Origin of the sequence: Bacillus thuringiensis, assembly GCF_001182785.1 — a bacterium.
GTDB lineage: Bacteria > Bacillota > Bacilli > Bacillales > Bacillaceae_G > Bacillus_A > Bacillus_A thuringiensis_S.
In genome coordinates this window covers 213,556-234,061 of the sequence record NZ_CP012100.1, presented here as the reverse complement: position 1 = coordinate 234,061, position 20,506 = coordinate 213,556, and the positions used below count along the sequence as shown (strand labels likewise).

Genomic DNA, 20,506 nt, shown 5'->3' with positions numbered 1-20,506 from the left:
TAGTGAAATTAACTTTCATTATTTTTTAATTTTAAAGCTGCCACCATAATAATTATGTTTATCAATTTTCATAACATCTACAAATAATCCTGGCTTATCAACTGATGTAATAGGTGTTACAAAGCTCCCATAAATATGCGCAGTACCAGAAGCATAATTTGTTTTTTATCTTTGTGAGATAGTTTTAGAGACAAAAATAATAGAAATGGAAAAAGAAAGGATAAAAGTAATCTATATACGCCCTAATGTAAAATATATATTTCATTTATTTTGTTCATAATTTAATATATAGAATATAAGATAAAAGGTAAAGATTACCTTTACAAACGGGGTGTATTTAATGTCAGTAAGCAAAATAAAAATTGCAAGAACAGAAAAGGGGCTAACTCAACAAGAATTAGCTGTGCTTGTAAATGTTACTCGACAAACCATTGGTCTTATTGAACTTAATAAATATAATCCATCTTTAAAGCTTTGCATTGATATAGTTAAATCACTCGATAAAACTTTAGATGAATTATTTTGGGAGGAAAAATAGAATGGAAAAACTAAAAAATTTGTTTTCACTCAGTACACATTTAGATGAAAGAATTCAGCAAATTGAAATGAAAATTTGGGCCCAATCTGGAATTGTGGCTTTATTGCTAGCCTTCATAGATTTTATAATAAGGGGCGTATACTTACAAAGACCGTTTTTAGAATGGGCTACAGCTCTTGGTATCATTATCTGTTATATGGTATTCTTCTTTATTAGATCCATTTTAGCTGGTGTTTACGAACCAGAAATTGATAACAAGGACATACTAAAACAAAAATTAAAAGATAAATTATCTTATACCCTTATTTTATCTTTTTCTGGTGTAGCTTACACTACATATCATAATCAATTACCTCAAGATATTGTTGGATGGATCTTAGTATGTATAAAGTTCATTCTACTTGTTACGATTTTGTTTGGTATTCAATATTTTATTACTATATTAGCATGGAATAAATCCAATAAAATTCAATAAGTATAGAAAAAAAGCTTATCTTTTAGTACATAATGATAAGCTTTTTATTATTTTCTTCATCTCTTTTTCGTTTTTGGGGTATTTTGCTTTGTTAGCTTGATATCGATGGGGTAACACCACATCGATATCAAGGTAAGAAAATACAACATCAATTATAGTAGAGGTTATTTCTTTTTTTAGGCTACATGTAGGGAATTTAAAGTTTTGAATACGAAATAAACCTAACGGGTTTATTTTTTTGAAGTATGTTGATACAGGTATGCTTCTGAAAGATCTTGCAGATGCTACCCTTCGTAAAGTGATAATACTGCACAAAGTCTTATTTTTAAACAATTAGGTGGACCTATTGAATTCCAAAAATCAATGAGAGAAATAGGAGATACCGTTAAAAATACTGAACGTTTTGAACCAGAGTTAAACGAAGTGTATTCAGGAGACATCCATGATACTAGTACCCAAAAGGCATTAGCTGCTAGTTTTCAGGTTTTTACGCTAGGAGATGCACTTTCATCTGAGAAACGGGATTTATTAATAGATTGGATGAAAAGGAATACTACGGGAGACAACTTAATTCGTGCTGGAGTTCCAGGAGGGTGGGAAGTAGCTGATAAGACTTGTTCGGAATCTTATGGAACCCGAAATGATATCACAATTGTTTGGTCACCAAATAATTGCGATAATTTCTAAACATGATAAAGTGGATGCTAAATACGATGATAAGCTTATTGCAGAAGTAACAAAGATAGTGTTAGAAGCTTTAAAAGTGACAAATAAATAATAATATTAATTAGTTATTAATATTTTCCTGTTTATCCGTCACAATACTGTGATGGTCTTTTTGTGTATTTTAAAAAGAATCTACTTAAGCAAAGAAAAAAGATGGAAACAATCCCTATTGAAATTATTAATTAAGTAACAACAAATATACGCTTTATTGGATACTTATTGCATTTAAGAGGGTAGGTAAGATATCATCTTTTTTACATAAGTAAAATATTAAATAACAAGTGGACTTTAGAAACTGCGCTTAAATTAAAGGAGAGTATGTTATGAATACAATCATGATTGTAGAAGATGATATGAAAATTGCTGAATTATTGGGAACTCATATTAAAAAATATGGATACCAAAGTGTTATTATAGCGGATTTCGAAAATGTCTTAGATATATTTCAAGAGGTAAAACCAGATGTAGTGCTATTAGATGTAAATTTACCTAATTTTGATGGTTATTATTGGTGTCGCCAAATACGAGCTATTTCTACTTGTCCAATTATATTTTTGTCTGCAAGGAGTGGAGAGATGGATCAAGTTATGGCTTTAGAAAATGGTGGTGATGATTACATTACAAAACCTTTTTATTATGAGGTTGTAATGTCTAAAATCCGTAGTCAACTCAGAAGAGCATACGGTGAATATGCTCCTAAAGTAAAAGAACGAATAGTTGAGCAATCAGGATTATTCCTGTTCCCAGAAAGAATGGAACTTCAACTAAATGACAAGAAAATTTTACTTACTAGAAAGGAAACAACTTTATTGGAAATATTGATAACAAAGTCTCCGCTCCTTGTAAAACGTGAAGTGATTTTAGAACAACTATGGGATAGTTCATATATAGACGAGAATACATTGAGTGTAAATATAGGTAGAATTAGAAGGAAGTTGCAAGATTTAGGTATTGAAAACGCACTAGAGACAGTTCGTGGTGCAGGATATCGATTGCATGCTACTTGGAAGAGGGAAGGGAAGGAATAATGAAATTATTTTTAAAAGAACATATTCCACTCATTTGTTATACATTTGCCCAATTGCTTATCATCCTTTTTATATATTGGTTTGATGGTTATCCACATATTTTGACAGCATTATATTCTGTATTTTTGGGTGTTTTTTTATTAATGGGTTATCTAATATATCGTTATTATAGTCACCGTTCATTCTACAAGCGTCTATCAACACCAATGGAAGCTTTAAATGAGTCAATAAAAGATAGTGATTTGACGCCATTATCGATGGCCTTAGATAAAGTCCTACAAACTCAATATCAATATTATCAAAACCAATTAAAAAAATGGGAACGAAAACAACAAGAACAAATGACTTTTATGAATCAATGGGTTCATCAAATGAAAACACCTCTTTCTGTTATTGAGTTAATTACACAAGATGCAGATGACTCTCGATTTGACAGTATTAATGAAGAAACGGAAAGAATCAAAAAAGGATTAGAAATGGTCTTATATGTTGCTCGTTTAGAAACATTTGAACAGGATTTTCATGTGGACAGATTGCAGTTATTGGAAATGATTGATTCTGCTATTCATGAAAATAAACGTCTATTTATACGTAGTTATGTATATCCAGAGGTAAAAGTAGATCCGAATCTTATTGTAGAAACAGATAAGAAATGGTTTCGATTTATACTCAATCAAGTACTGTCAAATGCAATTAAATATTCATCAAGTAAGAAAGAAAAAGTAATAGTATCGGCGTGTTCAAAAGGACGAGCAATTATTTTGGAAGTAAAAGATTATGGGGTTGGTATTCCTACTGCTGATTTACCACGTGTTTTCAATCCATTTTATACTGGAGAAAATGGTAGGAAATATAAAGAGTCTACGGGAATGGGATTATATCTTGTTAAAGAAGTATGTGAAAAATTAAATCATAAGATTGAGCTAGAATCTGAGGTAGGTAAGGGAACAAAAGTTAGAATCATATTCCCGTATGCATCTCGTTAACCGATGAAAGATATACTTTTCATCGGTTTTTCTTTTGAATCTTACAAACTTGTTAGATAACTGTTAGGGAAATCGATATGAGACATACTATATATAGGTTACACTTCATGTATCGAAAAGAGAAATGGAAGGTGAAATACTTGTGGAGATACTACATGTTTCAGATTTAGGGAAGGTTTATCCTGGGAAAATTTCTTATACAGCATTATCCCATATTGATTTAAAAATAAACAAAGGTGAATTTGTAGGAATTATGGGACCATCTGGGAGTGGTAAAACAACGCTATTAAATATGGTGTCTACTATAGATGCTCCAACATCAGGAGAAGTATTAATTCATGGAGAAAATCCATATCTGTTATCTCCAAATCAGCTGTCTTTATTTCGAAGACGAGAATTAGGGTTTGTTTTTCAATCATTTAATCTCCTTAATACATTGACAGTGAAAGAAAATATTGTTCTTCCACTTACGCTTGATGGTGTCAGTCCTAGAGAAATGGAAGGGAAAGTAGAAGCTATTGCTAAAAAACTAGGGATAACTGAAATATTAGATAAACGTACGTATGAAATTTCTGGTGGGCAGGCACAAAGAACTGCAATCGCACGTGCTACTATTCATAATCCGAAATTATTACTTGCAGATGAGCCTACAGGAAATCTGGATTCAAAATCTGCTAGTGATGTGATGGAATTATTGACAAAGCTTAATAAAGAAAATAACACAACGATGATGTTAGTGACACATGATGCAATGGCTGCAAGTTATTGTGATCGAATTGTGTTTATCAAAGATGGACAGTTATACAATGAGATTTATTGTGGAGATAATCGCAAAGTATTCTATCAAAAAATTCTAGAGGTTTTAGCATTATTAGGAGGAAATGCAAATGACTTTTCGACAGTTCGCATTTAATAACGTTATTCGTAGTAAAAGAACATATTTGGCTCATTTTTTTAGTAGTACGTTTGCTATTATGATTTTCTTTACTTATGCATTACTTGCACTTCATCCTAATTTACAAGGCGATCTTGCTGCCAGTGTAACAATCAATACATTTGCAAAGTCAGGATTACAGATATCGCAGGGGTTAATATTTTTCTTCTCATTCTTCTTTATCCTATATTCTGTAAGTGCATTTTTAAAAACAAGAAAAAAAGATTTTGGAATTCTAATGCTACATGGGATGTCACGTTCACAATTGAACAAATTAGTATTCATTGAAAATATAATAATTGGTATCGCTTCAATTTTAACAGGAATTACAATTGGAATGGCGTTCTCTAAGTTTATCTTAATTATGAGCAACAATCTGCTAATGATTGATAAAGGACTCCCATTTTACATGCCCTTTAAAGCAATTGGAATAACATTTGGAGCTTTCTTCTTATTATTTTTATTTATTTCACTTTTCACTTCTCGACTAGTAAATGTAGAGCAATTAGTAGAATTAATAAAAGCAGAAGAAAAGCCAAAGCCTGAACCCAAATCATCCTTTTGGCTGTCTTTATTCGCACTTATTTGTATTGGATTAGGATATACGGCTGTATTCCATAGTGTTAATGCAATTCAATACAAGGATATGAAATATGTATTATTCATGATGGCGACAGGGGTGAGCTTTGTTGTACTTGGGACGTACTTCTTGTTTACACAGCTCAGTGTGTATGTGTTACGTGTATTAAAGAAAAGGGAAAATATTTTCTTTAAGAAAACAAACATACTAACCATCTCAGATTTAGTGTATCAATTAAAAGATAATGCAAAAATGTTTTTTATGGTCACTATTATATCTGCCGTTTCTTTCACGGCAGTAGGGACTTGTATGGGGTTGGGTAATTCTTCCATGGCTGAATCGGATAGCCCTTTTGCATTTTCTTATCAGTCTCATAAGAATAACCAGTTAGAAAAAGAACATCTAAAAATAATTGAAAGCGAACTGAATAATGGTGGGTTTAAATTCAAACAAGTAGCTTATTCAATAAAACAAATTCCAGATACTCTTTATAACAGTAATGTATTATTAAGCGTTATAAAAATAAGTGATTATAATAAGTTAGCTAATGTATTTGGTTTTGAAAAAGAAAGCTTAAAAGATGAAAATGATAGTCTTGTCATACCTGCAAGAAAATTCGCAAATACAAAATCGAATCAAAATAACTTTCAATTGTTGTATAGAAATATAAATCAAAATATTCATATAAATAAAATAATCACTCCGAAAGAATTACAAGATAAAATCATAACGTTAATTATTGTACCAGATGCTAAATATGATCAAATGATAGTGGATCCAGATAATGACCGTGGTGAATCCACTATTAATGGTTTTATTGTGAAAGATTGGGAGAAAACAAAAAATGTTGCTGAAAAAATTGTGACTACTCTTCAGAAAGATAATGAGGGTATACATGAGCCTGTAATATATAACGTACAATATAATTTTTCTTCTTTAATCTCTACATGGTTAATGATGAAACAAGGTTTTGGACTTGCATCCATTATGAGTGTATTAATAGGGATTGTTTTCTTTACGTTTGCCGCAAGCTTTTTATATTTCCGATTATACACAGACTTAGAACGAAATCAGCAACAATATAAAATGATAGCAAAAGTTGGTTTAAGTAAACCTGAATTAAAGAAAATTGTGTCACGTCAACTTGCATTACTATTCTTTTTACCCATTGTAACAGCAATTACACATAGTGCAGTAGCTTTTATGGCCTTACAAGAGTTAGCCGATTTTTCAGTCTTGGGTAGTTCAGTTATGGTATTAATTTGTTTCTTAGTTTTGCAAATTATATACTTTTACTTTGTTCGATCTCAATACTTGAAAAAAATGTATAAAACGATTTTTTAATTTAAATATAATTAAAAGAAGGAGAATATAGATTGAAAAAAAGAATTGGATTATTAATAGTAGCTAGTATTTCGATTACCATGTTAGGAGCATGTTCATTATTTGGTACAAAAGACTCTCCAGCAAATGGTCTTTCAATAGAGGTAGAGCAGTTAAATGAACAAACAAGAAATTCTATAATTGACTCATACAAAGATATAACAACCTCACAAGACTTATATAAATTAAAAGAAGGGACTATAGATAATAATAAGCTTGACATAAAGCTACCGACTAAATTTGGGGATTCTATGGATACTGCTACTAGTAATTTACTATTTATTAGTAGAACAACTGCTGAAAAAATGGTCAAAAAGGGGCTTATACTTGAAAGAGATAATAATCAGGGGGACATATCTTCAGATCCTGTGGATTCATTACCAAAATCAAAAAAAGGTGAAACTATCTTATTTGGAAATAAAGAATATAAGGACTTAAAAGAAATAATATATGATGATAAAAAAGTGAGAACTCAATACGAAGGTGATGTATGGCTAGCGCCATACCGTGGTGGATCCAATGTGATTTTATTAATTGTAGATGATACTTTATTTAAAGAAATAAATGGGAAAGAAAAAACAAGACAATTTCTATCTTTTAATAAATCTTTTGGGAATCTTAATTTAGTCAATCAGGGGAAAGAACCAGAATTAATAAAGGAAATAAATAAATTGAATACGGCTTTAGGTACTGAGGGTAAGGGAGCCGTTGAATTTGTAAATATTAAAGAAAAATAAAAGAGTAGAAAAAGTTTAGAACGTAATAATCATCTTTGAAAAAATCATTTATTGATTTTTCAAAGATGATTATTTTTAAGGACACAAATAAGTGGACCTGATTTTTTAGTCATAATAAAAAATTTAATACTTACCAAGTACGCTCACAGACTGAATTAGAAATGAAAAAATTGATTGGAATGATTTATGTTAATCGTGATAATGAAAGTAATGGATCAATTAAACGATACAAAAAAGATTTGTTTCATTGGTATAAGTATATAATTCAAACAAATGGCGAAATTATTGTTTGATAAAAAACATTTTAGACTATTAGGGGTGCGGAAGAGATTCTGCCTATAAGGCGAAATTATTTACAAAAACAGTTAAGAAGACCTTATGTTATATTTTAGAGAAAGCATTCGTAGCGGATGCTTTTTTCTTTTTTTAACTGTTTAATTGCTATAGGATAAGCTGGATTCTTATCGATTGTTATCACACGTGGCTTTGAAACATAAAAAGACCGCAAAGCTTTCTTGAAAAAGTGCTTTGCAGCCTTTTGGTCTCTTGTTTTGCTTAGACAAAAATCGATTGTGCTTCCTTTCGAATCAACAGCACGGTACAGGTACAGCCATTGTCCTTTAACTTTTATATATGTTTCATCAACTTTCCAAAGATCATTGTTTTGCTGCAGGTGATGACGAATTTGTTTGTCCAATTTAGGTCCATACTGATGAAACCAACGCATAATCATGGTATGAGAAATGATAGCGTTTTTTTTCTTATCTTTCTATGCAATCATAAACCATTTATCTCGAAAAAGTGAGTGGGGAAGAGAACGAATGAAAATCATAACGCGTCAGCTTATGTCAATGATATTCTTGTCTTTAATTAAATTTGTCTTTATATCTATTCATAGTGTGTACTTTATACTGTCCATTGGCGTTAATTACAATGGTAATATAAAAAATAAACAAGGGAACAAATGAAACTTGTATCTTGTCTATATATTGAAACCATAATAAAAGTGAGGGCAGTTTTTATGTTTATTCAAATAAGTTTGAGGTGTGAAAATGGAACAGACGTTTATTGAAAAGTGTAATCATGATGAGCTGGACTATGTTATAAAAGACTATTGGCAAGATGTATGGAATTATTCATTTATTATTACGAAAGATCCACATTTATCAGATGATATCACGCAAGATGTATTTATAAAGGTGTTTAAAAATTGGAATTCATTTCGAAAGGAGTCATCTATTAAAACGTGGATATTAAAAATCACAAGAAATACGGCAATAAACTATTTGAAATCCTCTTATTTTAAAAGGATATCTTTAATAGGATTTTTTAGTGACGATAAGCAATCCCTGTCAGCAGAACAAGAATTTTTTAACCAAGAAGAGATGAATGAGGTGTGGAAGGTTGTATTAAAACTACCTAAAAAGCACCGTGAAATAATTATATTGGACGCAAAATATGAATTATCATATGAAGAAATGGCTGAAACATTAGGAGTATCAATTGGAACAGTCAAATCTAGATTAAGCCGAGCAAGAAGTAAAGTTTCAAAACTAATAGGGGAGGGTAGTAGTGATGAACAGTAAAAAAAATCCTGACTGGTATAGTAAATTGAAAAAAGGCCCAATGGAGCATCGGAAAGATGAAGAAGAATTTATTTATAAAATAAAGCAATCGGTATATCAAAATAGTGAAGTGGATTCTGTAGCAAATAAGAGACCATTTCGTAAAAAAGTATTGCCTGTTGTAGTTGTGTTGGTTTGTACAATGTTATTTTTTATTGTTCAACAACCTTGGCCGGATGATAATAAATCACCGGTAGAAAGTAGTACTCAAATTAACCCTAAAACAAAAGATGAATCTGCTCAAGATCCATCATTAAAACAATTTATGAATGATTTATATCAAAGCACAAATTCAAAAAATGAAAATGACCTGTATAAAGCGTTAAATGATGAAGTTCTATTTAAAGGGAAGAGTTATAAGAAGGATGAATTGAAGTTTGATGAAGATATTTTTCATGAGTTGCAAGTTGCCCTTGCAATGGGGGGAGAATTTGTAAATGATAAGAAGAAAGTTTACAAAGTGCCAAGTGGAATGACAGAAAGTAATCAATCAAAGCAAGAACACTATATACATGCAACTGTTACTGGAAACAAAACGAAAATTTTAGCTGAACCAAAACGAGAATCAAAAGTTTTATATGAAGTATCTAATGAAATGGTAAAAGCTTGGATCCCGGAAAAAGTGCAAAATGATAGATATATAAAAATATCGACTATTAACGGTGATACTACTGGATATGTACAAAAAAAGTACGTTTTAACTGATATTAAATATTCATTTATGTTCGAAAAGAATAATGAAGGTATATGGAAAATAATAAATATAGATTCTATATGGTAAAAGAGGAAGGTTCACTTTTATGAACCTTCCTCTTTGTTTTTATTCTCTTTTTGAAGAGTATTCCAGTACTCTAAAATTTCTGATGTAACGAGAGCGGCAATGTTCTTTTCTGAATTACTACCAGGAATAACGACAGAAACGGCAATTTGTGGATCTTCAGTAGGAGCATAAGCAATGAAAAGAGAATGATTTATCATTCTTTCTTGCTCATTGGGGGAACCTGTACTACCCGTTTTACCTGCGACATGAAAAGGTAAATTTTTAATCTCTTCTATATTTTGACTCATTCCACCTTGTACGACACGCCAAAATTCCATAGGATAACGGTTTGAACTTTCTAAAATTGGTTTAAACTTTTTTGTTTCCTTACCGTCTTGACCAATAGTAGCACCTACAATTTGAGGTTTGTATTTATCACCTTTACTTGCCAAAGTTGCTGCATATTGAGCGAGTTGAAGAGGAGTATGCACTTCATTTCCTCCCCAAGAGGCATTTAATAAAGCAGAAATCCCATTTTCAAATTTATTAGATGGATGCAATTCATATTGTCCGTCTTCTTCAAAGGGCAAATCAATCCCGGTTTTAGAACGCAGGCCAAATTGCATTAAATAATCTGTCCATATATGTGCCACTTTTTCTATATTTCCATTATTTTGATTAAATAAGGGCAGAGCTACTTTTGCTGTCATAAATGTGTTAGATGAATTAATGATAGCTTGTCTAGGTGTAATCTCACCTGTTGGCGTTCCAGGTGCATTCGTAATGTTATTTTGATTATCATACTGAAAAGTCCCTTTATCTAAATAAGTATCTTCAGGTTGAAAAAGCTTTTCGTTTAATCCAATCAAAATAGTGAGTGGTTTTATAGTCGAAGCCATATTTACATAAGATTCACCATACTTTAATTTTCGAATTGCTTTATTTTGCGAAAGTGATTTAAAGTTTTCATTTTTAGATGATACATGTGTATTTGGATTAAATACTGCCGAGTTGGCCATAGTTAAAATTGCGCCAGTTTTTACATCGGTGACTACAACATAACCAGCTTTAGCATCAGGTGTTTTCTTAATTTGCGATCTTAATGCTTCTTCTGCTTTTTGCTGCAATTTAGAGTCTAGGGTTAGCCGGACATCTTTTCCTTTTTGTACGTTTTGAATGTTCCAGAAGAAGTTTTTATTACCAATCTTAAAAATAAGAGTTTTTCCTGATTTTCCTTTTAAATCATTTTCATATTGCAGCTCAATCCCACTTTTTCCAACAAGCATATGCTTTGAATTAAGGTCATTTTCTACATACCCAACTACCTGTGAACCAATTTCGTGTTTAGGATAATATCGAATCCATTCATCTTTAATTATTACATTATTGGGTTTGTTTTTGTTTATGAATGTAAGTTCATTCTCAGTTATATCAGAGTATAACGGTATATCATTCATAGTTTGCTTTTTACAAGATTGCTGTAATTGTGATTTTATGTCCTCTGCCGAAATGTCATGTTGAAATACTTTTGAAAATTGATTGAAAAAAGCTAATGTGTTTGATGTATCTTGTTTCGATAGCTTTTCATCATTAGAAGTGCAATATAGAGACTTAACTTTCTTATTTGTAGCTAGTATTACACCATTTTGATCAAAAATCTTTCCTCTTTCAGCTGAAGAAGTTGCGATAGTAATTGAAATGAAGTTGATTTTTAATAAAATTAGTAAAATCAAACCTACAATGGAAAGAACCGCAAAAAATCTCCATCTTTTTGTATGTAACATATAACCCTCCCTTATGTAGCCTATTTCATCTTATAGTTAATTATTTTTTTTGTAAATGTGGAACAACCTTATTACTTAGGTTTTCTATTAAGTATTACAGCATGAAGAAAGGAATAATTAGCATGAAAAGTTACTAACAAGTCTATTTATAAGTTTAATATGAGTCAGACAGACTATAACAAGGGTTTAGAAAACAGTTTTAAAGTGCTTTCTAAAAGACAATACAAATTTTTAACGATTATTATTTTATAATTTATGCTTAATTAAATACGAAAATTTTCTTCAAAAGATACACAGATTGACTATGTACTGTTTATATCAGGAATGTAACGAAACATAAGCACAATATGTACAATTCTCCAACTGCGCTAGTATGGTGATTTTTATTAACGGCAAAATAACTTTTAAAATACGTAAATATGTTTATATGAGTCAATAAATTTAATAAAATCTTTAAAAAATTTTTAGATAAAATTTCTTTTTTCTTTCTATATTTATTCTATAATTTATGCATAAATATGAAAAATGCTTTTAAAAGATCCACAATTTTCTGTAGTGTTTATATCGGAAGTTTAAAGAAAAGTAAACAAAAATATATTTACTTCACTCACTACACTAGTATAGTCATCTATATTAATAACAAAAGCTATAATTTACAAGGAGAACACCTTATGAGTAAGAGAATAAACGAATTAGAATCAAATGAGGACTAGCGGCTATAACAGTTATATTTGGACATTTTTGTTTAATGATAACATAATTTGGAGATGCAAATTTTCTTGTTTTGTGTATTTGCTTTTCTTGGCTTGATTGTGAGGGGGTCTTACCCCTTTTTAGTAGACAAAAAGAAAAAGACTAAGTTATTAGTGTGTTTTGATATTCAATTGGGGCACAATGGTTTAATTTTTGGTAACTGTGGAACAAATTTATTACTTAGATTGTCTATTAATTGTAATCCTAAAAATATAGTCGAACAGTAATAATGGAGTGATTTCTGCTAAAAGTAATGTGATAAGAACAATATTTAAAGTTAGATTACCTAAAAAAAAGAGTTCAAAAATTTAAAGTTTACCCTACTTTTTATTTTAATACTTCCTTCTATCCTATACGTATATATGTACAATTCTCCCACTACACTAGTATAGTGGCCTTTATTAACAGTAAAATCTACAATTTACAAGGAGAAGACTTTATGAGTAAGAGAATAAAAGAGTTAGATTCTATACGGGGATTAGCAGCTATTACAGTGGTAATCGGACATTTTTGTTATTAGCTCAAGAAATGCGCATCTTTATCGTGTTTCCCTTGTTATTCCTTCTGTTTTATAAACAGAGTTGGAAGAAAACGATACTGTTTGCTATGAGCTTTTCTTTAATTGGTATTTTCCTTAATATGTTGCATATTGGGAAAGCTGAGGGATTTTATAATGGTTATGCCGATACACTGCATTTCACATCTATGTTTATGGTCGGAATGTTACTTTTTAAGCATCAGGAAAAACTTACCCATTTATATAGAAATATGAAAAATTTAAAAAGAAATCTTCTTATCACACTAGGAATCTTTCTATATGTATACTCTACTGGAATTTTGCTGATTTCTCGTAGTGATACGGCTTTCCTATTAAAGGATTGGGGTGTCGTAATTGGCGTTAGTATACTGATTATAATGGCCATGAATAATCTAAAGGTAAAAGAAATTTTAAATAAGAGTGTATTTGTATACTTAGGAGAAATTTCATATAGTATCTATTTATGTCATTTTCCAATCATGATGGTACTATTTAAACTTTTGTATACAAAAATACCTATCCTTTTCCTTCTTATCTTATGTATTACAATGACAATACTTTGTTCTATAGTATCGTATCATTTAATTGAAAAGAAATGTATCAATTGAGCAAAACAAAGAACAGCAAAGTTCAAAAAAAAGTGTGACATTTGTAGGGGTACGGAAACGATTCAAAGAATAACCCGCTTTGAAAAAACCTCCAATTCAGGCGGTTGTTTTTTCTTTAAATTCCTATATTAAACTTTACACCTAAAAAAATAATTTTGAGTCCAAAGAGGTACGGATTTTTTATAGGAGGAGGAGTAATGTATGAAGCATACGATTAAAAAACGATTTATTATATTATTCTTTATTAGTATTTTAGGTTTAGGAACCATGTCTGTAATATTTTATGTTAAGCATAAAACCAATATTCAAAGAAATAAAGCGATTGCTACCGAACAACGTTTATTGCAATATGAGCTAACCGTGAAAAGAGAATTAGAAAAATATAATTTAGAAGGTAAAACAGCAGTTTTATTAGGAATTATGTACCAAGAGAGTAGAGGTGGGGGAAACGACCCTATGCAGTCTTCTGAATCACTGGGATTAAAGCCAAATGAAATTCAAGAGACAAGCTTGAGCATTGAACAAGGGGTCAAACACTTTGCTCAAATGTACAAATATGGAACGGAAAAAGATGTTAGCATGGAGACAATTATTCAAAGCTATAATATGGGACCAGGGTATATTGATTTTATTGCTAGTCAAGAAGTTAAACAACACTCGGAAGATTCGGCCAAAAATTTTTCTAAGATGAAAGTTGATCAAAATCCAGAGATGTACACTTGTGGTGGAAATAAAAAAAATTTTAGGTATCCATATTGTTATGGTGATTTCACATATGCAACAAGGGTGAATGAAAAAGCAAAGCTTATTGAAGAACTTCTCCGAAAAAATTCAAAGAGTAATTCAGAAAAATTATAATGTAAGAATTTTAAGATTCGTGTGAGGTATTTATTAAACCAGGTCATAGTGATACCCGTATTCTAAAAATGGTCTGACTACATGCCTGGTTCAGATGAGTTTGGAGTGACTCATGCAAAGTAGACAGGACTTAAAAAGCACTCCACCAAGTCACGAGAATTTAGGTTTTACCGTAGGTACCATTTCACGTTCAACAAAATAATATTAGGCTCATAATGTCTCCATTTAAATAAACTTTCCTTATCCACACTAATCAGTCACCTTTTAAAGTAGCCTCATCAGTATGGATAAATTTGAGAATGTTCAATATCTCCTTATTATTGTAAAATTATATTAATAAATGTTAATGTACACATAAAAAACAGGATAGTTCCTATAAGAAGTAAATACCACAATGTCTAGGGGGTTGAAATGGTGGGGAAAATAGTTTTTTTAAAAAAATTAGATAAGAAACTAATATTCATTTTATTCATATTATGTATCACCAGTATTGTTGCAATATACAGCAGTCAGCAAACCGGGCAATATGGTAACCAAAATTTTGCTATGAAACAAATAGTAAATTACGCCATAGGTTTTGTTCTATTATTAATTGTTGCCAATATCGATTTAGATCAATTACAAAAATTAGCTTGGCCGATTTATATTGTGGGGTTCATCTCAATTATCATTTTAAAGGTATTACCAGTGTCAAGTTTTACACCTGAAATATTAGGGGCAAAAAGATGGTTTAGATTTCCAATTATTGGTGCTATTCAACCAGCTGAATTTTTTAAGCTTGCCTTAATTCTTCTGGCCGCAAGTTTAGTCGTAAAACATAATGCACAGTATATGGCACGGACATTTCAAACTGATTTACTTTTGATTGGTAAAATATGTTTGATAACTATTCCACCTGCGTTACTTGTATATAGTCAACCCGATACGGGAATGGTGTTCCTATATATAGCAGCCATTGCATGTATTATATTTATGTCAGGAATCCAAAAAAAGTTAATCGTACTATGTGCAGGAATTCCGATGACTGTATTGTCTGCTTTAATATTTATATACGTAAAATATCCAGATATTTTCTTCAATAAGTTAGTTACTTTATTAAAGCCCCATCAACAATCGCGAATTTTAGGCTGGTTAGATCCATTTCAGCATACAGATCAGGGATATCAAACTCAACAATCAATTTTAGCTGTTGGTAGTGGGGGGATAGAAGGAAAAGGCCTCGGTTCTGGAAATGTTTATATTCCAGAAAAACATACTGATTTCATTTTTGCCACAATTGCCGAAGAAGGCGGTTTTATAGTTGCCACTTTTATAATATGTATATTCTTCTTAATGCTTTCCCGAATACTTATAATTGGTAATTCCGCAGATAATTTATTCGGCACCTTACTATGTGCAGGAATTGTAGGCGTTCTAATGTTACAATTTTTTCAAAATATCGGTATGATTGTTGGATTAATGCCTGTCAAAGGTATTGCACTTCCATTTTTATCATATGGAGGAAGCTCTTTATTTTCGAACATGTTAATGATGGGGCTTATTTTATCCACACGAAAAACATACAAAGAATATATGTTTTCAGTGAATCAGCACTAAATATCAAATAAGGAGTACTTATACCTTAAACTATTCGTAGAATAATACGTGATGAATAAAAAAGGTTACAGAGCTATAATCAAGTATTGTTAATAGACCGAGGGAGGAGAATAATAAACATTCTTCTCCCTTTGTCTGTAATTAGAGTTTGCATATATAAATATACGTTGTAAGGAATTGCTGGAATGAATTTTAAGGTTACAAAGGGGGAGCACGCACATTTTAACGTTTTTATACGCTAAGGGATTCTCAAAACTCCATAACGCGAGTTAAATTGAGAATCAAATTACATCTAGTTTGATTCATAAAAGATTGGCGTCATAGACTGCTGGATAAAAACACAGGGTTTTATCTCTGTGTTTCTTCAAATTTTCGTTTTTGAATATAAGCTTGAGCATGGATAATTTCTTCCTGAAGTTCTTTTAATTCTTTCATAGATTCTGTTTCAATAGTCATGTAGGTAGTAACTAAACTAATCATCATATCCATCTTCTCTACTATATTTTGAATGACCTGTACAGATTGCTCTTTTTTAGGGTGTTGTATTGCAGTTAATACATCTTCCATATAATTGTTCTTTCTTTTCTGGATATCATAAATAAACTGTTTTGTGTTTGAGTTCAGTAGTTTTTCCTCCTCTTTAGATATCTTTCTATTCTATCATATTTAAATGGGAAACATTGGATTTTGTGGAATTTACACCAGCCTAATTGCTTAACGTAATCTATATATTTCTAAAGAGATGATAAATATATATTTTTTATCAAACTTGGAACTTTATCATGATTACTGTCCAATATATATAGTGAAATCAATTTTAAGGAGGTTGCCTGTTTGGCTAGTAATGACAACATAAGCAACTGGATAGACCGTCTGTTATCCGGTGACGAAGAAGATTTTGAATATATATTTGATTTAACAATTCAGTGAATATATGACACCGTATTTGCTATAGTTAAAAATGGTTATGAAACAAATGAATTTGTAAATGAGGTTTACTTTCAACTATGGAAATCAATCTTAAAATATGATCAATCTAGGCCTTTTTATTTTGGTTAAATGGCATTGTCTATAAACAAATTAGTCAATGGCGTTTACATAAATAACTGTAGAGAGAAAAACTTTGTTGTTATGGGGGTGTTTAAAATATTAAGTTGATAGGCAAGTGATGTTACCCTATTCCTATCAAGCTAATACTTTGATTATCATTTTATCTATTAATTAGCCGTAAGTTAATTATTAACCCATAAACTTGCCGGAATTTTAATATAAACCATAAAGACAACTAGAGTTAACGTGTTCTTAGCTAAAAAAACTAGAATATCAATAAAGCCTTCATTGAAAGATAGCACCAACAATAACCGAATTTCTTTCGCTAATCCTATAAATAAAAAGTCGATTTCCTGTACGTTAAGAAATCGACGTTTTAGTGAGTAACTTAATGTCTTTATTAGTAAGAAACTTGATTAAATTAAATCCAAAATATCTTTTGGGGAATTTAATACATAATCAGCCTTTTCAAAACCTTCTTTTGTCTTTGAACCCCATAAAGCGAGTGCGAATTTAACACCAGCACTTTTCGCACATTGCATATCGTATATAGAGTCTCCGATGTATACTGACTCATTATTAGGAACATCTAATTGTTTCAAACAAGCTAATAATGGTTCAGGGTGTGGTTTGTGTTTATCCGTATCACACGCACAAATTATACGTTCAAAATGACCGCTTAGATTAAATGGCTCGAACTCATCTATTAATTCTTGCTTAGTTTTTGATGTAACAATACCAAGCTTTAGTTTACTAAAAGATAACTCTTTAATAATTTTTTCTAACTCTTCAAACACGGAGACTTCATGAGAAAAATCTAGTACAGATTTGGCCCATTTCGGATGAACAACGTCTATATTTTTAACATTTAATTTTTTTAAGGTTTCTTTTCCAGGAATCCCTAATGCAAATCTTAAATCCTGTAACGCATAATCTTCCTTTAGTTCTTCTTTTAAAACTTTTTGTAAGGATTTTAGTATTGCTTTTTCTGTGTCTAAAATTGTGCCGTCTACGTCAAAAATAAGAGATGTAATCAAAATAAATCCTCCCGATTTTTTAATCTTCACTTGCAATAACTACTTCAATACCGTTTTCTTTCAAAGTGTTATATAAATCATTAGACATAACTTGATTTGTAATGAATGTGTCTATAGATTCAAGCGTTAAACCCTTATAATTTCGTCGCTGATTCCATTTAGTGTGATCTGCCACTAAAATAACTTGATCAGTATGCTTTATTAATTCACGCTTGAAATAAATATCTTCTTCAAAACCATAGTATATCCCGTCTTCTGTAATACCTGCGGTTCCAATGACTACCTTGTCAAAGTGATAATCTTTGAGTTTTTCAGTGGTCGAAGTCCCCGTAGTATGTCGAGAAACCTTATTTAAAGTTCCTCCTAAAAGGTGAATAGTCGTATCTTCAGATTGAGCTAACATATAAGCAGTATCAATAGAGTTCGTCACTATAGTTACGTTCTTTGATTGTAAATGTTGCGCTACAAAGTTGACAGTTGTTGAAACGTCTAAATAAATCATGTCATTGTTTGCAATTATATTTGCAGCTTTCATTCCAATCAATTTTTTCGTTTCTAATGCAGTCTGTGACCGCACTTGATAAGTATCAATTTTCTTATGAAAAGTAGCTAAAGCCACTCCGCCATAAGTTCTAACTATTGCTTTGTTTTTTGAAAGTTTTACTATATCTCTTCTTGCAGTATCTCTTGAGATATGAAACATTTCACACATTTTTTTTATATTCATAGTTTTATTTGTTTCTAAATAATTAAAGACTCGTATCAATCGTTCTTCTTGATTCATAAGTAACCTCCATAAGAATATATTAAGTTAAAATAAGTTATTATGCAATCTAGTTTAAGTTATATTGTGTGATAACACTCCTATAATTAAGTTATATTAAGTGTTTTTGGTGAAACTTTATTTTTAATGCCTTTATAATTTTAAGCGATTTTATGATGGATTTAAAATTTTATCGTTGTAAGCATAAATTTTCCAAAGTGGCAAGGTTATGGTCTAAATCACAGTTTATATGTCCAAATTAAAAAGATTACTTGCAATTATCCAGAAGTTTTTGCACCAGAACCTCATATAAACTCCACATATCTCTAGACAATCTACATTTAAACTCCAGATGGATACTTTACTATGGCATCAAGGAGGTTAGAAAACATGAATTTTATCAAACGATCATTTTTGAGTTTACAATCAAGAAAGGGAAAGTCACTTATATTACTTGCTATTTTTCTAGTTGTTACTAATTTGGTATTCGCTGGTTTTACGATTCAAAGTGCATCCAGTAAAGCAACAGATTTGGCTAGACAACAATTAGGAGCTAATATCAACTTAAGAATTGATATAAATAAGTATTTGGAAGAACAAAACAGTAATCAAAATGCTAATGAAGCAAGAAAGGTACCAAGTATCGAAAAAAAAGAAGCTAATAAATTAAAGAACTCTAAGTATTTAGATCACTATAATTATCTAAAAAGTGCTATTGCTGAGCTGAAAGGGCTTCATAATGTCGAACCATCTGGAGGAGCTCAATCATTTGGTCCAAATAATAATTTAAATTTCACTTTACAGGGTGTTAGAGACTTTTCTTTATTAGAAGCTGCTCAAGACAAAAAATTAAAACTTGTTGAAGGAGAGGGAATTACGTCAAAAATAGTAGGAAAAAAAGTTGCTATGATTGAAAAAAAACTAGCTGAAAAAAACAATTTAAAAGTGGGTGATAAATTACAGATAGGTGAAGTAATGGATCAGGAACTTACCACGAAAGATTTGGAAATTATAGGTATATATGAGTCTGAAGAAGAGGCTCCATCTTTTGGAGGACAATCTTTTGCTTTATTAGAGCCTGCTAATCAAATATATGTACCGTATTCTGTTATGAATTCACTGGAAAATGCAATCTATTCATTAAAGGATCCTAAGGATATTGATGCATTTAAAGAAGAAGCAAAAAAATTGGGGTTACCAGCGTACTATGAATTAGATGCACAAGATAACGTTTATAAACAGATGATTGGTCCAATCGAGAATGTTGCATCTTTTTCCAAAACGATTGTAATTATAGTGTCTATTGCAGGTGCAACGATTTTAGGATTAATAATTATGCTCTCTATTAAGGAACGTAGAAAAGAAATGGGAATTTTGTTATCTATAGGCGAGAAGAAGTGGAAGTTAATGGGTCAATTACTAGTTGAGGTATTATGTATTGCTGTATTAGCTTTTGGCTTATCTTTAGCAACAGGTGAGAAAGTTTCTCAAAAGGTGGGTGATAATCTGTTATCTAGTGAAATAGCAAAGAATGAGGATAAACCGGAAGATCCTATAGCAAAATTAAGTGGTAACCCTGTTGCAGACGTAGACCCGGTTGATAATATCGATGTAAGTATTTCAACTGAAGATTTAGGAAAAGTAGGGGGGATTGGATTAGGAATCGCTATGCTAGGAACGATTCTTCCGGCATTATCCATTCTTCGTTTAAATCCAAAACAGATTTTATTAAAAGACGAATAAGGAG

General features: G+C 30.9%; 17 protein-coding genes and 6 pseudogenes. 16 read left to right on the top strand and 7 right to left on the bottom strand.

Annotated elements, in window-relative coordinates; translation table 11 throughout:
- Positions 1 to 18: 18 nt before the first annotated feature.
- Positions 19 to 111 (bottom strand): hypothetical protein, encoded by a 93-nt coding sequence (locus AC241_RS36075; protein WP_413541771.1) that lies wholly within the window; start codon positions 109 to 111, stop codon positions 19 to 21.
- A 229-nt stretch (positions 112 to 340) separates the two neighbouring features.
- Here AC241_RS36075 and AC241_RS35330 point away from each other — a divergent pair, with 229 nt between their 5' ends.
- The 9 genes and pseudogenes from AC241_RS35330 to AC241_RS35325 all read left to right on the top strand — a co-directional run.
- Positions 341 to 538, top strand: coding sequence for a helix-turn-helix transcriptional regulator (locus AC241_RS35330; RefSeq protein WP_050845121.1), 198 nt, complete (start codon positions 341 to 343; stop codon positions 536 to 538).
- Position 539: 1 nt separating this feature from the next.
- Positions 540 to 1,013 carry a DUF6773 family protein gene (locus AC241_RS28245; RefSeq protein ID WP_050845120.1) on the top strand — a complete coding sequence of 158 codons (474 nt, stop codon included), beginning with the start codon at positions 540 to 542 and terminating at the stop codon, positions 1,011 to 1,013.
- A 241-nt stretch (positions 1,014 to 1,254) separates the two neighbouring features.
- Positions 1,255 to 1,791, top strand: a pseudogene (locus tag AC241_RS33595) (serine hydrolase); the annotation flags it as partial.
- A 271-nt stretch (positions 1,792 to 2,062) separates the two neighbouring features.
- The gene (locus AC241_RS28235; RefSeq protein ID WP_050845118.1) at positions 2,063 to 2,767 is read left to right on the top strand and encodes a response regulator transcription factor; all 705 of its coding nucleotides are present in this window, start codon (positions 2,063 to 2,065) and stop codon (positions 2,765 to 2,767) included.
- Entirely contained in the window at positions 2,767 to 3,753 is a 987-nt protein-coding gene (locus tag AC241_RS28230; RefSeq protein WP_050845117.1) for a sensor histidine kinase, read from the top strand. Before AC241_RS28235 ends, AC241_RS28230 begins: the two co-directional genes overlap by 1 nt.
- Before the next feature lie 142 nt (positions 3,754 to 3,895).
- Positions 3,896 to 4,666: an ABC transporter ATP-binding protein gene (locus tag AC241_RS28225; RefSeq protein WP_050845116.1), complete on the top strand. Its 771-nt coding sequence runs from the start codon at positions 3,896 to 3,898 to the stop codon at positions 4,664 to 4,666.
- Positions 4,641 to 6,611, top strand: a complete 1,971-nt coding sequence (locus AC241_RS28220) for an FtsX-like permease family protein (protein ID WP_050845115.1) — start codon at positions 4,641 to 4,643, stop codon at positions 6,609 to 6,611. Before AC241_RS28225 ends, AC241_RS28220 begins: the two co-directional genes overlap by 26 nt.
- Before the next feature lie 32 nt (positions 6,612 to 6,643).
- The gene (locus AC241_RS28215; protein WP_050845114.1) at positions 6,644 to 7,387 is read left to right on the top strand and encodes a lipoprotein BA_5634 family protein; all 744 of its coding nucleotides are present in this window, start codon (positions 6,644 to 6,646) and stop codon (positions 7,385 to 7,387) included.
- A 143-nt stretch (positions 7,388 to 7,530) separates the two neighbouring features.
- Positions 7,531 to 7,680, top strand: a pseudogene (locus AC241_RS35325) (6-phospho-beta-glucosidase); the annotation flags it as partial.
- Between the two features lie 116 nt (positions 7,681 to 7,796).
- Here AC241_RS35325 and AC241_RS28210 read toward each other — a convergent pair.
- Positions 7,797 to 8,132, bottom strand: a pseudogene (locus AC241_RS28210) (IS6 family transposase); the annotation flags it as partial.
- Positions 8,133 to 8,439: 307 nt separating this feature from the next.
- On the opposite strand from AC241_RS28210, the gene AC241_RS28205 reads away from it, so the two are divergent.
- A complete protein-coding gene (locus tag AC241_RS28205; protein ID WP_000438330.1) occupies positions 8,440 to 8,973 on the top strand; it encodes an RNA polymerase sigma factor in 534 nt (177 codons plus the stop codon).
- A complete protein-coding gene (locus tag AC241_RS28200; protein WP_050845113.1) occupies positions 8,963 to 9,793 on the top strand; it encodes a hypothetical protein in 831 nt (276 codons plus the stop codon). Before AC241_RS28205 ends, AC241_RS28200 begins: the two co-directional genes overlap by 11 nt.
- A gap of 17 nt (positions 9,794 to 9,810) precedes the next feature.
- Here the strand turns inward: AC241_RS28200 and AC241_RS28195 are convergent, their stop codons facing one another.
- On the bottom strand, positions 9,811 to 11,556 hold the full coding sequence (locus AC241_RS28195) for a peptidoglycan D,D-transpeptidase FtsI family protein (protein WP_050845112.1): 1,746 nt from the start codon (positions 11,554 to 11,556) through the stop codon (positions 9,811 to 9,813).
- A gap of 1,269 nt (positions 11,557 to 12,825) precedes the next feature.
- On the opposite strand from AC241_RS28195, the pseudogene AC241_RS28190 reads away from it, so the two are divergent.
- Positions 12,826 to 13,455, top strand: a pseudogene (locus tag AC241_RS28190) (acyltransferase family protein); the annotation flags it as partial.
- A gap of 201 nt (positions 13,456 to 13,656) precedes the next feature.
- Positions 13,657 to 14,313: a lysozyme family protein gene (locus AC241_RS28185; protein ID WP_050845111.1), complete on the top strand. Its 657-nt coding sequence runs from the start codon at positions 13,657 to 13,659 to the stop codon at positions 14,311 to 14,313.
- Between the two features lie 170 nt (positions 14,314 to 14,483).
- Here the strand turns inward: AC241_RS28185 and AC241_RS34420 are convergent.
- Positions 14,484 to 14,561, bottom strand: a pseudogene (locus AC241_RS34420) (IS6 family transposase); the annotation flags it as partial.
- A gap of 163 nt (positions 14,562 to 14,724) precedes the next feature.
- Here AC241_RS34420 and AC241_RS28180 point away from each other — a divergent pair.
- Positions 14,725 to 15,909, top strand: coding sequence for an FtsW/RodA/SpoVE family cell cycle protein (locus AC241_RS28180; RefSeq protein ID WP_050845110.1), 1,185 nt, complete (start codon positions 14,725 to 14,727; stop codon positions 15,907 to 15,909).
- A gap of 348 nt (positions 15,910 to 16,257) precedes the next feature.
- Here the strand turns inward: AC241_RS28180 and AC241_RS28175 are convergent, their stop codons facing one another.
- A complete protein-coding gene (locus AC241_RS28175) occupies positions 16,258 to 16,533 on the bottom strand; it encodes a hypothetical protein (protein ID WP_050845109.1) in 276 nt (91 codons plus the stop codon).
- 210 nt (positions 16,534 to 16,743) lie between these two features.
- On the opposite strand from AC241_RS28175, the pseudogene AC241_RS28170 reads away from it, so the two are divergent.
- Positions 16,744 to 17,003: pseudogene (locus AC241_RS28170) on the top strand (sigma-70 family RNA polymerase sigma factor); the annotation flags it as partial.
- Between the two features lie 372 nt (positions 17,004 to 17,375).
- On the opposite strand, the gene AC241_RS28165 reads toward AC241_RS28170, so the two are convergent.
- Positions 17,376 to 17,996, bottom strand: coding sequence for an HAD family hydrolase (locus AC241_RS28165; RefSeq protein ID WP_050845108.1), 621 nt, complete (start codon positions 17,994 to 17,996; stop codon positions 17,376 to 17,378).
- Between the two features lie 19 nt (positions 17,997 to 18,015).
- Complete coding sequence (locus AC241_RS28160) at positions 18,016 to 18,780, bottom strand: DeoR/GlpR family DNA-binding transcription regulator (protein ID WP_050845107.1); 765 nt, start codon at positions 18,778 to 18,780, stop codon at positions 18,016 to 18,018.
- A gap of 369 nt (positions 18,781 to 19,149) precedes the next feature.
- Here AC241_RS28160 and AC241_RS28155 point away from each other — a divergent pair, with 369 nt between their 5' ends.
- Positions 19,150 to 20,502 (top strand): ABC transporter permease, encoded by a 1,353-nt coding sequence (locus AC241_RS28155; protein ID WP_050845106.1) that lies wholly within the window; start codon positions 19,150 to 19,152, stop codon positions 20,500 to 20,502.
- Positions 20,503 to 20,506 lie beyond the last annotated feature (4 nt).